Annotated in this window: 11 protein-coding genes; 1 reads left to right on the forward strand and 10 read right to left on the reverse strand. The window is 64.0% G+C overall.

Annotation, left to right across the window (positions count from 1 at the left end):
• Positions 1-31 precede the first annotated feature (31 nt).
• From OG225_RS19925 to OG225_RS19965, 9 genes are all read right to left on the reverse strand, one after another.
• The gene (locus OG225_RS19925; protein ID WP_405183041.1) at positions 32-1,303 is read right to left on the reverse strand and encodes an MlaD family protein; all 1,272 of its coding nucleotides are present in this window, start codon (positions 1,301-1,303) and stop codon (positions 32-34) included.
• Positions 1,300-2,409, reverse strand: coding sequence for an MlaD family protein (locus OG225_RS19930; protein WP_405183042.1), 1,110 nt, complete (start codon positions 2,407-2,409; stop codon positions 1,300-1,302). The genes OG225_RS19925 and OG225_RS19930 overlap by 4 nt, the downstream gene beginning before the upstream one ends.
• Complete coding sequence (locus tag OG225_RS19935) at positions 2,406-3,509, reverse strand: MCE family protein (RefSeq protein ID WP_405183043.1); 1,104 nt, start codon at positions 3,507-3,509, stop codon at positions 2,406-2,408. Before OG225_RS19935 ends, OG225_RS19930 begins: the two co-directional genes overlap by 4 nt.
• Positions 3,506-4,522: an MCE family protein gene (locus OG225_RS19940; RefSeq protein ID WP_405183044.1), complete on the reverse strand. Its 1,017-nt coding sequence runs from the start codon at positions 4,520-4,522 to the stop codon at positions 3,506-3,508. Before OG225_RS19940 ends, OG225_RS19935 begins: the two co-directional genes overlap by 4 nt.
• 46 nt (positions 4,523-4,568) lie before the next feature.
• Positions 4,569-5,606, reverse strand: a complete 1,038-nt coding sequence (locus OG225_RS19945) for an MlaD family protein (protein ID WP_405183045.1) — start codon at positions 5,604-5,606, stop codon at positions 4,569-4,571.
• Positions 5,603-6,925 (reverse strand): MlaD family protein, encoded by a 1,323-nt coding sequence (locus OG225_RS19950; protein WP_405183046.1) that lies wholly within the window; start codon positions 6,923-6,925, stop codon positions 5,603-5,605. Before OG225_RS19950 ends, OG225_RS19945 begins: the two co-directional genes overlap by 4 nt.
• Positions 6,918-7,772, reverse strand: a complete 855-nt coding sequence (locus OG225_RS19955) for an ABC transporter permease (RefSeq protein ID WP_405183047.1) — start codon at positions 7,770-7,772, stop codon at positions 6,918-6,920. The genes OG225_RS19950 and OG225_RS19955 overlap by 8 nt, the downstream gene beginning before the upstream one ends.
• Complete coding sequence (locus OG225_RS19960; RefSeq protein ID WP_405183048.1) at positions 7,772-8,623, reverse strand: MlaE family ABC transporter permease; 852 nt, start codon at positions 8,621-8,623, stop codon at positions 7,772-7,774. Before OG225_RS19960 ends, OG225_RS19955 begins: the two co-directional genes overlap by 1 nt.
• A gap of 246 nt (positions 8,624-8,869) precedes the next feature.
• Positions 8,870-10,078 carry a cytochrome P450 gene (locus OG225_RS19965; RefSeq protein ID WP_405183049.1) on the reverse strand — a complete coding sequence of 403 codons (1,209 nt, stop codon included), beginning with the start codon at positions 10,076-10,078 and terminating at the stop codon, positions 8,870-8,872.
• A gap of 351 nt (positions 10,079-10,429) precedes the next feature.
• On the opposite strand from OG225_RS19965, the gene OG225_RS19970 reads away from it, so the two are divergent.
• Positions 10,430-11,074 (forward strand): TetR/AcrR family transcriptional regulator, encoded by a 645-nt coding sequence (locus OG225_RS19970; RefSeq protein WP_405183050.1) that lies wholly within the window; start codon positions 10,430-10,432, stop codon positions 11,072-11,074.
• A 31-nt stretch (positions 11,075-11,105) separates the two neighbouring features.
• On the opposite strand, the gene OG225_RS19975 is transcribed toward OG225_RS19970, so the two are convergent.
• On the reverse strand, positions 11,106-12,377 hold the full coding sequence (locus tag OG225_RS19975) for a cytochrome P450 (RefSeq protein WP_405183051.1): 1,272 nt from the start codon (positions 12,375-12,377) through the stop codon (positions 11,106-11,108).
• Between the last annotated feature and the right edge of the window lie 18 nt (positions 12,378-12,395).

Below are 12,395 nucleotides of genomic sequence, written 5' to 3' on the forward strand. Positions count from 1 at the left end.
CGCTTGCGCTGAGATGCCCGCAGGCACAGCTTCATCGGCTCGGGACGTAGGAGGGTACGTGGCCTCCACCGAGCGGAGTCAGGATCGACAACGCGCCGACCGGCGAGGGGTCGGCCGTCCGGTGCGGGTCCGCGCCGGGAGGCAGCACCGAAGGATTCCACCCGGGAGGCCGCGGTGCGTTCCGGGCACCTCGGGGCAGGATCGTCGGGTCGGGGTCGGTGCAGTCGGCGTAGAGGTACGGCTCGGGATAGTCGGCGGAGGTGCCGGGCCTGCGTGGCACGTTGTAGTCGCATTGATAGCGGGGATAGACGCTGGCCAGCGCCCACACTCGGCCGTCGTGGAAGGCGGTCGTCATGGCGTCCAGTGTCGAGCCCGCACGCTGTTTCGGGAAGAAGAACTCCTCGAACGCGGGAACTCGCAGATACGCCATCGGTGCCACGGTGGCGAGATTGCCCAGTAACTGCACCATCGTCGGCGAGTTCTGCGCGATAACGGCGTCCACGGTGGCGAGCAGGTCCGGGGTATGGTCGACCAGGTCGGTGAAACCATCGGCCATCGATGAGACACCCCCCATCGTTGCCGCGAGATCCGCTGCGGTCTCGCGCATTCCCGCTTCGCTGTCGGCCAGTGTGGTCAGAACGACTTTGCTGTTGCGGAGCAGTCTCACCGTTTGTGGGAGAACTCCGTCCAGCGAGGCGATCAGAAATGTGCCGCCGTCGATGATCGCGGCCAACTTCTCGGGTCCGGTTTCGCTCACTCCGAGTTCGTCGACGATCGCCCGCAGTGTTGTGGGGTCGATCTGCACCAGAGTGCCGCTGAGCGATTCGAGCATGTCCGACAGTGGCACCGGAGTGGATGTGCGGTCGGATCCGATGATCGCACCGTCGGCCAGGAAGGGCCCGGAGTCGGTGTCGGCGGTGAAGTCGAGATACTGTTCGCCTGCCGCGGACAGTGACGCGGCGCGCGCGTGGCCGCTCGCCGGAATTCTGGTCTCGGTATCGATCGCCGCGACAGCGATCACTCGATGGTCGTTCACCTCCACGGATTCCACTGTCCCTACCTTCACACCGTGCAGCGTCACGTCCTGGCCCGGTAACAGACCGCCGGATCGGGCGAGTTCGACTCGTACGCGGTAGTGCGTGGCGAGCGGGTCGATATCGAGGGCGCCGATCATCAGATGCCAGACACCGATGGCCAAGATGAGCAGCAACCCGATCGACGATGTTGCGGTCTTGTGCCGGCGTAGGGCACCGACGACCGCCACCACAGCGCGGGCGGGCACCTCGAGTATGCGTTTCGTCATCGGGGTTGTCCGTTCAGGCGTCCGCCGAGCCTGTCGAGCATGTGTTGCAGCGAGCCGACGAACGCCGTCCAGTCGCCGCCGTCGGGGAGACGGCCGCCGGGTGTGCCACGAAAACCGGGATCCGGCACGGCCCCGACCGCCACCTGGACGATATCGATATCGGCATGCGCGGACGATCCGTTGGTCAGCTTCAGAACGATATCGAGAATGCTGTTGAGCGCATCGAGGTCGGCTTCGGGGTTGGACGCGGCATCGTTGAGACCTTTGGCCAGCAGATCGATATCCTCGATGATGCTTCCGCTGTTGGTTCCCTGGATCGACGGGAAACGGGAGAGCTGCCGCGCTATCACGTCGACACGGTCGACCAGATCGAGGATGCTGCCGGTGTTTTCGGCGATGACCTCGACGGCCGGGCCCGCTGCGGTCACCGCGTCGGTGATCGAGGCGCGTTGCGCTGCCAGGAGCGCGGACACTTCGTTCGCTTGCGCCACCACCTCACGAATCCGGTCGGAGCGGGCGGTGATGCTCGACAGCAATTGCCGAGTCTGCGTGATCAGGGCGGCCAACCGCTCGCCGCGGTCAGCGGAGTGCTCGCCGAGTGCGGCGACAAGGTGTGCGAGGTTCTCCAGCGCGCCGCCGCCGACCAGTACGGAGGCTCGACTCAGCACCTCTTCGATGGTTGCGGCCGCCGAAGTGGCCTCGATGGGGATGGTTGCCCCGTCGTGGAGTATGCCGCCCGAAGGGCTGGGCGTCGAAGGAGGAGTGATCGCGACGAACACGTCACCCATCGGTGTGGCCGAGCGGAGTTCGGCGGTCGTGCCGACGGGCAGTTCGACGTCGTGGCGGATTTGCATGGTGACCAGCGCGGTGAAATCGTGGGCGGTCATTGATTCGACTTGGCCCACATCCGCGCCGTTGAGTTTCACCTTCGCCTTGGTCGGTAGGTTCAGTGCGTTGGTGAAGGTCGCGGTCAGCGTGTAGGAGCTCTCGTCGAGTCCCGGCGCGGGAAGCGGAAGCCGATCGAGGCTGATCGAGCAGCCTGCCAACAGTATGGCCGCGGCCGCAGCCAACGCGGTGTATCGGAGGCGGCGTATCCGGTCGTTCATTTCGCCGCCGCGAGGGCTTGGAGTATTGCGGTGATCCCGAAGTCCGGCCCCATATCGCGCATGGTCCCGGTCGCGCAGCCGAGATTGCTCAGACCGACCAGATTGCAGATCTCCTTGACCATCTGCCCGTCCAGCAAGACGCGGTTGAGATCGACGCTGGCGCGGAGTGCGCCGATATTCTGATCGATCGCGTTGTAGGTGTTGTCCACTGCCAGCGGAAACACATCGAGAAATTCGGCGACATTGGTGTTGTAGTCCGCTACCGAGGTGAACATGGTGTTCGAGTTCGCCAGCAGGTCTGCGATCTTGTGTCGATTCTGCTCCAGCAGTTCGGTGACCGAGACGATGATTCGGTTCAGAACGGTGCCGGTATCACCGGTACCGAGGTTCTGATCGGCCAGCAGATCACCGAGTTGGTGTATTCCCGTACCGAATTCGCGCAGCGTTCGGTCATTGCGGGCGGCCAGATCGATCAGCGCGTCCAAGTTGATCACCACCTCGGTGATCTCGTCGCGGGTGGCCGCGCCGTTGTCTCCGCTGAGCTGCAACGCCCGGGAGAGTTCGGTCAACGCGGACCGCATGGCTTCTCCATTGCCGGAGGTGGCCTTCGCGCCGAGATCCAACAGATCGGCGACAGGTCCTTTGGCCGCGCTGTCGCCGCCGAGAGCGGTGGCGAGTTTCTCGACCATCCCGAGCAGACTGTCGAACTCGATCGGCGTTCGGGTGCGGTCGCGGCCGAGCACGACGTCCTTCCCGAGGGTGGGACCGCCCCGGTAGGCCGGAGACAGCTCGACCCGGCGGTCGGTGAGCATGGAGTCCGACACTGTGACCGCTTTGACATCGGCGGGGAGGGTGATGCCGCCGTCGACGCGCATTTCGACATCGACACCGGAACCGCGCGGTCGGATCCGGGTTACCTTCCCGACTCTCATTCCGAGCACCGACACCGCGTTGCCTGTGAAGAGTCCGTTGGCATTGGCGAAGGTCGCGGTGATCGTGGTGTCGTTCCGCGACAACGGCGGGCCGCTGGAGCATCCGGCCAGCGCGGCGACGAGGCCGACCAAGACGAGGATTTTCAGCGGTGTCGATACTCGGCTCATTGGCAATCCTTCAAATAGGCAGCTCTGCCGATTTCGACGGCACGTTTGCTGAGCGCGCACATGAAGGAGTCGATGAACGCGCCGTCGGGTGCGTTGGCCGACAACTCCATGCCGGTGCCCGTCGCATTCGCGAACAACCGCCACGGCACCGGCAGGATCTGTAGGAGGTTGCGGAGCAGGGCGTCGTTGCCCGCGATCATGGTCGTCATGCCGTGCAGATCGTCGAGCAGGGTTTGCAGCCGTGGACGATCGTTCACGACGATCGGTTCCAGTTGGTGCACGAGCGCGGTCGTCGCGTCGAGCAAGCGCCGCAGGGATTGTTGCCTTGTGTTGATCTCTTGCAACACTGTTCGCCCCTGGCTCACCAGTGTCGCGAGGTCGGCTTGTTGATCTCGCAGGACCGTGGTCACCTCGGCGGTGCTTTCGAGCAGAGTGCCCAGCTGATCGCGCCGTTGTGCGATGACCGAGGACAGCTGCTGGATGTCGCGGAGTACTTCCGGCACCAGTGGCGGCATCGTCTGTAGTTGCTGCGACAGGACCGTCATGGATCGGGCGATCTGGTCGGCGTCGACCTGACCGAAGGTTTCGGTCGCGTCCTGGAGTGCGCTTTCCAGGTCGTAGGGCACGTCGGTCTGCGACAGCGGGATTGTTCTGCCCGGTAGTTCTCCGGTTCGGTCGGATCGGAGTTCGACGTACCTGGAACCCAGCAACGTCGTCAGTTTGATGGCGGCACGGGTATCCGCGCCGAGCGCGAGGTCGCTGTCCACCTTCATGGTCACCGCGACGTGGTCCCCGGCCAGCCGGATACTGGTGACGGTTCCGGCCGGGACACCCGCATAGGTGACACCGTCACCGACGCCGAGATTGGCCGCTTGCGCGAAATCGGCGTAGTAGGTGGTCTTTCCGAGGTGTAGCGAATGAACGACGACGCTCGCCAGCAGAACGACGGTGACGACCGTGATGCTGGCCAGACCTACCGCCAGGGGGCCGAACGATCGGCGCGATGGACTCATGGCGATCCTGTTCGGGACGGTCGACTCACGTGGTTGTCTCATGTGCTCACCTACAGATCGGGGAATGTTCCGGCTGCCCGCTGGGGGTGGCCAGCCCGAGAATCCGGGCCATGAGCGGGTCGACTCCCGGCACGATGCTCAACCCGATATCGCAGACGTAGGCGTTGAGATACGCGCCGCTGTCGACGACCCGGCTCAGCGATTTCAGCATCGGCGGCAGATTGAATCCGAGGTAGGCGAACTTGTCCTTGTTGTCGACGAAATGGTCGGCGAAACCGGGCTCGCGTTCGACGAACCGGTTGATGGAAGGCGACGCCCCTTGGATGACCTGCGATGCTCGATCGACCACACGCGCGATCTCGGCGGTTTGGGTCAGGAGTACATCGCGACGTTCGTGGAGTCCCTCGAATAGCTTGCGGGTCTGCGCGATCGTCGTCCGGAGGTTGCCGCTCTGGGCGGCGAGATCGGACACCACGCCGCTCAGGTTGTCGATGATCGATCCGAGGATTTGATCAGGACCGACGAAAGACTGTGCCAGCGCGGCGGTTTCGGCGATCAGCACCGGAACGGCGTTATCGTCGCCTTGGAGGGCTTGGACGAGTGCGGCGGTGATGTTGTCGACGTCCTTCGGGTCCAGCAGCCCGAACAGCGGCCGAAATCCGTTCAGCAATCCGGAGATGTCGAAGGAGGGCTCGGTGTGTTCGAGGGGAATTCGCGTGCCCGGTGCCAATACTTCCGGCGAACCGAAGGTCGCCTTGGAAAGGCCGAGATAGCGCTGTCCGATGAGGTTCTGGTAGGTGACCGATGCCATCGTGTTGCCGGTCAGCCGTTGCTCGGATCGCACCGCGAAGCCAACTTCGGCGAAGGTGCCCTCGATCTCGATTGCGTCGACCCGGCCGACCCGAACGCCCGCTATCCGGACGTCGTCGCCGACACGCAGACCCGACACATCGGTGAACAGGGCCGAATACCGATCGGTGTGCCCGGGGACACCCCGCTGGAGAGTGGCGTGCACAACCCAGGTGAGCAGGATCGCGACCAGGAAGAAGATCGTGAGACCCGTCAGTGATCTGCGGTAGTTCATCGGACCCCTCCGGTTGGCTGTGCGCTGCTGCCGTCGACGGGGACGACCCGTACGTCGTTACCCCGAACCAGCGGACCGAGCAGCAGTTCCGCGGCGACATTCGGGGTAGCGCCGAGGATCTCGGCGATCTGCGCGCGTTCGTCCACATTCCCGGGCGGCTGCTCCCGAGCCGCCGCAGGACGGGAGGCGGGCAGTCCATCACCGGTTCCGAGCACCGCCGGTCCCTCTGAGCCGGTCACACAACTCGGGCCGGCCAGTTCGCCGTAGCGCGGACAATCCGCACGGCTGTACAACTTGTGCGGCGTGAGTTCGATGATGACGTTGGCGGTGGCGCTCTGTGTGTCCGCTCGCCAGAACTCGGTGTAGAACTTCTGCGCGATCCTGGTCTGAGACGTGGTCATCCGGACGAAGTTCTGACTGCCGCGGCCGAGGACATCCAGCACGGGCGCCATCGCGCCGGTGATGTCGGTGACAGTCGCGGTGTGCGCGACCATCCCGTCGCCGACGGTCGTCGCGGTCACCAGACCACCGGTGAGGAGTCGGGCCAGTTGTGCTCGCTGCTCGGCGAGGGTTCGCATCGGCGCGACCGACTGGTTCACAGCGGCGAGCAGATCGGGCGCGGCGGACCGTAGCCCCGCGATCGCAGTGGACAGTGTCGCCAGCGTCGATGCGGTGCCGTCGGCGGAAGCCACCTCGGTCAGCGCCGCCACGATCCGCTCGAGTTGCGCGGCGGCCTCGACCGCCTCTGCGCCGCGGCCGTTTGTCGCTCGCTGCACGGTTTCCAGAATCCCGACGGTGGGATCTGTTCCCGAACGACCCGCGGCGGCGGCGATCCTGCTCAGCGCGGTCAACGATGTCTGGAGTTGGACAGTCGCCGAGCCGCGGTCCTCGGCGATGTCGGCGCCGGGCCGCAGGGCGGGCCCCGGCCCGTTGTCGACGAGTTGGATCGAAGGCACCGCGAACACGTTGCTCGGCACCACTCGGGCGGTGACCGTGGCGGGTATTCCGGATGCGCGGTCGGACCTGAGGGCGATCCGCACGCGACTGATTCGGTCACCTCGACCGGACACCACGCTCTCGACGACGCCGACCAGGACGCCGAGGTACTTCACGTCCGACCTCGGTGGCAGCCCGTCTCCGAGGTTGCTCATCAGCGCCGTCACCTCGACGCGGTGTTCGAATCTGCCTTCCGAGCGCGCTGTTCCCACGGCGACGAGGCCTGCCGCGGCGAGTATGAAGGCCATGCCGCGCAGGACCAGTTTCGTGTTGGTCAGGTTCCGGTTGTCGGACTCGAATCCGAGGTACATCGGTCTACCCACTTATCCTGGAGCCGGAATCGAAACCCCACAGCGCCATGGTCATCAGAAGGTTCACCGAGATCATCACGGTGATACTCGCGCGCATCGCCCGTCCGGCCGCGACGCCGACACCTTGGGGTCCGCCGGTCGCGTAGTAGCCGTAATAGCACTGGATCGTGGTCGTGATGATGACGAATACCACTGCTTTCAGTAGCGAGTAGACAATGTCGGTGCCGCTCAGGACCAGATTGAAATAGTGATCGTAGGTTCCCGACGAGCTGCCTCCGGCGATCCAGACGAAGACCTCGACCGCCAGATAGTCAGCGGCGAGCGCCGCGAGAAACAACGGCACGATGGCGATCACCGACGCCAGCATCCTGGTGGAGACGAGGTAGGGAATCGGGCGGATCGCGATCGAATCGAGCGCGTCGATCTCCTCCGCGATGCGCATCGATCCGAGTTGGGCGGTGAAACGGCAACCTGCCTGTGACGCGAAGGCGATCGAGGCCATGATGGGGGCCAGTTCTCGGGTAGCGGCGGTCGCGGCGATCATTCCGGTGGCCTGCTGCATACCGAGAAGTTTGAGCGCGCTGAATCCCTCGATGCCGACGATCGCGCCCGCCGCGGCGCCGAGTACGAGGATGACTCCCGCGGTTCCACCGCCGACGACGATCGAGCCGTTTCCCCAGATTACATCGGAAAGGATCTTGGCCGATTCTCGCGAATAGGACCGAAGGGCAACCGGAATCGACATCACGGTACGTCCGAAGAAGGTGACCATGTGTCCAAGCAGGCGGACAACACGCATCGGAGCGCCGACCACCCCGATGAGCGGGCGCAGCAACGGTGGCTGGTACGTCGCGGCCATCAGAGTGTGGTCCTCGGGAACAGGACGGTATACATCTCGGTGAATCCGACGTTGACGACCATCAGCAAGATCATCGAGGCGACAACGGTGGCATTGACCGAATTGGCGACACCGCCGGGCCCGCCCTTTGTGTTGAGCCCTTTCTCGCAGGCGACGATCGTCACTATCGCGCCGAAGACGACCGCTTTCACCATCGCCAGGTAGAGATCGCCCGCGGTCGCGAAGGAGGAGAACGTAGCCATGAAGCTTCCCTGCGTACCGTCCTGCACGTAGACGTTGAACAGGTAGCCCGCGAGGAAACCGACGAAGCAACTGAAACCGGTCAGCGCCAGGGCGACGAGAATTCCGGCGGCCAACCTCGGAACCACCAACCGATGTAGCACCGACACGCCCATCACTTCCATGGCGTCGACTTCTTCACGGATCGTTCGGGCCCCGAGATCCGAGCAGATCGCCGAGCCGACAGCCGCGGCCAACAACACTGCGGTGACCAGCGGCGCTGTCTGCCTGATGACGGCCAGGCCACTGGCCGCGCCAGCCAACGACGACGCTCCGACCTGGCCTGCCAGTAGACCGAATTGAATCGATAGTGTCGCGCTGATCGGAAGGGCCACCGCCACAGTCGGTATCAGCGATACCTTGACCATGAACGCCGCCTGATCGACGAATTCCTTGAAGGGAAACCGCCACGCGAACACATCCGCGACCAGGTAGCGGATGGCTCGGCCGCCCATGATGACCTGGCGGCCCAACGTTTCCATCGAGCGTACGGGGTGCCGACGAACGTAATCTTTCGACCAGTCGCGGATTTCATCGACGGCGCTCGTCCTCGGGTCGTTGTCAGCGAGCATCGCGGTACCGATCCTCGACCGCGGGCGGAGGTATTCGACATGGCCCGCGCGCCGAGGCACCGGGACCGCAACAGGCGGGCCGCACGTGACCGGTGACGATTGGCGGATTCATGAGACTCCTCGCGCTGGTGCGGTGTCGACTTCGGCGGGTCTCGGCCGTCACGGATCCCCACGTCGAACCGCTCCGACGCCGACCGGCGGATCGATTCGTTCGAAGAGAACCGCGCCACAAGCCCCGAGTTTCGTTCAGGAGCGACGCATCTGGGCGGGCATGCTGTCCCAACCCCGGACCGCCGATGACGAGGAGAAGACCGCGCTGTCGAGATCGACTTCCCAGTCCGGGAATCGGTTGAGGATCTCCTCCAGAGCGATACGACCTTCGGTGCGCGCCAACGAGTTACCCAGGCAGAAGTGCGCTCCCGCGCCGAACGTCATGTTCTGGCGGGGCGCCCTGGTGATGTCGAAGCTGTCCGCGTCGGCACCGAAGCGCTCTTCGTCGCGATTGGCCGCACCGATGAGGGCCAGCAGCGCACTGCCTTCCGGGATCGTCCGACCGTAGTACTCCACGTCGCGGGTGACGTAGCGGGCGGCCTGTAGAGCAGGCGGCTCGTATCGCAGGATCTCTTCCAGCGCCCCGGGCAACAGTGACCGATCCGCGGCCAATCTGCGGCGTTGGTCGGGGTGCTCGGACAGTAGCTTTCCCGTCCATCCGATCAGCCGCGTCGTCGTCTCGGCACCGGCGACCGCCACGACATTCATGAACATCAGCAGCTCGTCGCGGCGAAGCCTCCTCCGGGTGCCGGTTTCGTCTTCGAACTCCGCTTCCAGGAGCTCGGTGGTGAGGTCGTCGGCCGGGTGGTCGACCCGCCAGTCGATGAACTCCGCGAATACCCGACCGTCGCTGAGGACCCCGTTGGGGTTGTCGGCCATCGAGCCGCCGCGCTCGGTTCGGACGTGACGGTCGCCGTCCTCCTGTACGCGCTGCTGGAACTCCACCGGAATGCCGAACAGCATCCCCACCACTCGCAGCGGCATCACCGCGCCCAGATCCTTGACGAAATCGAATCGGTCACCGTCGGGTAGATTGTCCAGGCATTGCACGGTCAATTCACGGATGCTGTCGTGCAGCGCGTTTATCTTGCGCGGAGTGAAGGCTCGTGAGAGCAGACTGCGATGGATATCGTGAATCGGCGGATCTTCGAAGATCAGCACCCCGGGCGGGATCTCCATGCCCGACTTCAGTATCTCGAGAACGACGCCTTTGGCGGAACTGAACGTACGGAAATCGATCAGGGTTCGCTGAACGTCGTCGAAACGACTCAGAGCGTAGAACTCGTGTGTTTCGTTGTAATACAGGGGCGCCTCGGCACGGATCCGGCGGAACATCGGGTACGGATCGGCGTTCAACGTGACATTCCACGGGTCGTAGTAGAGGTCATCCGCTATCGCTGTCATTATTGCTTCCCACTACTGCTTCGAACTCTGGTCGGTTATCGACATGGATATCGGCACGGGACATTTGTCTGCCACGGGCGAATTGATATTCGGTCCGATCTTCGGGCCGCGTGGCATCCATCGGAGTCGTCCACGCTCGACCGGATCCGATCGTGTCTATTCCGCCGCGGTTACCGGAACGGCCTGCGCGCGGCGGCGGGTGGCTGATCTGCCAGCCGACCCTCCGGGCATCCGATGTGTCGCCGCACACTAATGATATACAGAAGTGTATCCTAAATACAAGGATGAATATTTAAATGGTACTCAAGAGGGCGGATCCCACATCGCTCGTTTTCCTGGGAGGATGACGGCGTGGCTGAACGATGGACGCGACAACGGCGGGTCGAACAAACGCGGACCCTCCTACTGGATGCCGCCGAGGAGGTGGTCGCCCGGTTGGGCTTCGGCGCCGCCTCGCTCGAAGTCATCGCCGATGCGGCCGGCTACAGCCGCGGTGCGATCTATTCGCACTTCGGGACGAAAGAAGCGCTGTTTCTCGCGGTCATGGAGCGCCAACTAGAACGATTCCTCGGCGGATTCACCGATATCGTCGACTCGTTTCGCGCCTACAACGACCTCGACGTCGACAAACTGGCCGAGCGATGGCGAGAGCTGACCATCGGCGGTCCCGAGCGCGCGGCACTGGGCTATGAATTCACCCTCTTCCTCTTGCGTAATCCCGAAGCGCGACAGCAGATCGCCGCCCAGCGGCAGCAGACCGCCAATTCCTTGGCGGACTACATCGCCGCACATCTCACCCATGTCGGCGGAAGACTCCGGCTTCCGGAGACGACGGTGGCCCGGTTGCTGATCGCCACCCACGAAGGAGTCACCCTCGCCAGCCATATCGACGGCGAGGACCTGTACCGCGCATTTCTGGAGTTGGTGCTCGCGAATGTCGAGCCGATCGGCGCCGAATCCCATTCGAGCGGGGCGGTCAGCACGTCCGGTTCCTGAGCGAACGGGCCGGATGTGCGTCGGTCCTCGGTCACAGTCCGACTCGGATATGGAGTTTGGACACACCACGCAATATGAAGGTCGGCAGATATCGGTAGCGCCGGTCGCCGACGGGGCCGTGCCTGCTGTCATCGATCTCGATGATGCTCGTGCGATCGAAGAGTCTCTCCACAGCGGCGACGGCCTCCGTGCGGGCCAGTGGAGCACCGGGACAGCTGTGCACGCCCCTGCCGAACGCGATGTGGCTGCGCGCGTTGGTTCGTTCGATATCGAAGGTGTCGGGCTCATCGAATTTGCGAGGGTCACGGTTCGCGGCCACGTTGAGCAGCATCACCGTGGTCCCCGCGGGTAATGTCATGCCGCCGACCTCGACCTCCTCGGTGGTGAGCCGGAAGTCGCCCCGGATCGGACTCTCGTAACGCAGCGTTTCCTCGATGAAGTTCGGAATCAACTCGCGGTGGCCGCGCAGCCTTTCCTGCAAAGCCCGATCTTCGGCGATGGTCATCACCGCCGCGCTGAGCAGACGCACGGTCGTCTCCTGTCCAGCAGCGAACAGGTTGGAAGCCACACGCACGGCGTCGATGATCTCCGGAGTGCTGCCATCGGGAAATGTCGCCGAAGCGACGCCGGTCAACACGTCATCACGAGGCCGACGCCGTCGGTCCTCGATATATTCCGCGAATTTGCCGTAGAGATACTGCAACGGGGTGTCGCGCATGGTCTCGCCCTCGCTACTGCCGATGGCACCTGCCGCGTTGTGCAGCAGCGAATCCCGAAACTCCGCGTGATCGGACTCCGGCACACCGAGCAGATCGGCGATCACCAGCATCGCGAACGGACTCGCGAAGTCGCCGATGAACTCACATTCCCCTCCCCGCAGCGCCTCGTCGTACTGACGGTCGACCAGGCGCCACAAGAACTCCTGATTCTCCTTCAGTCGCTTGGGAGTGATCATGCGCGAGAGCAGCGAGCGGTGAACGGTGTGCGCGGGCGGATCGAATGTCGGTAACTGGTCGCTCATCGGCAACACGTCCCGGTGCGCGGCGATGAGCGCGCGCACGTCGCTATCCGCCGTGATCGGAACCGGGAACCCGGGAAAGGGGCCGGTCACCGAGATACACGAGGAGAACCGCTGCGGGTCGTTGTAGATCGCGACCACCTCCTCGTACCCCGTGACCATCACCACATCGTGGTGCGTCTCGCGGCGGAGCGGAGATTCCTCGCGCAACGCCGCCAAATAGCCGTACGGATTGTCCAGAACCATTCTGTTGGTGAAGAAATCGACCGAATCGATTTCGGTCATGTAGGCACGCTCCTTACC

Origin of the sequence: Nocardia sp. NBC_01377 (assembly GCF_045040005.1) — a bacterium.
GTDB classification, from domain to species: Bacteria; Actinomycetota; Actinomycetes; order Mycobacteriales; family Mycobacteriaceae; genus Nocardia; species Nocardia noduli.

What these genes read in the sequence shown, in the direction of transcription:
- OG225_RS19925 (WP_405183041.1), bottom strand. Translation starts at nt 1,303, where the DNA reads ATGACGAAACGCATACTCGAGGTGCCCGCCCGCGCTGTGGTGGCGGTC.
- OG225_RS19930 (WP_405183042.1), bottom strand. Translation starts at nt 2,409, where the DNA reads ATGAACGACCGGATACGCCGCCTCCGATACACCGCGTTGGCTGCGGCC.
- OG225_RS19935 (WP_405183043.1), bottom strand. Translation starts at nt 3,509, where the DNA reads ATGAGCCGAGTATCGACACCGCTGAAAATCCTCGTCTTGGTCGGCCTC.
- OG225_RS19940 (WP_405183044.1), bottom strand. Translation starts at nt 4,522, where the DNA reads ATGAGTCCATCGCGCCGATCGTTCGGCCCCCTGGCGGTAGGTCTGGCC.
- OG225_RS19945 (WP_405183045.1), bottom strand. Translation starts at nt 5,606, where the DNA reads ATGAACTACCGCAGATCACTGACGGGTCTCACGATCTTCTTCCTGGTC.
- OG225_RS19955 (WP_405183047.1), bottom strand. Translation starts at nt 7,772, where the DNA reads ATGGCCGCGACGTACCAGCCACCGTTGCTGCGCCCGCTCATCGGGGTG.
- OG225_RS19960 (WP_405183048.1), bottom strand. Translation starts at nt 8,623, where the DNA reads ATGCTCGCTGACAACGACCCGAGGACGAGCGCCGTCGATGAAATCCGC.
- OG225_RS19965 (WP_405183049.1), bottom strand. Translation starts at nt 10,078, where the DNA reads ATGACAGCGATAGCGGATGACCTCTACTACGACCCGTGGAATGTCACG.
- OG225_RS19975 (WP_405183051.1), bottom strand. Translation starts at nt 12,377, where the DNA reads ATGACCGAAATCGATTCGGTCGATTTCTTCACCAACAGAATGGTTCTG.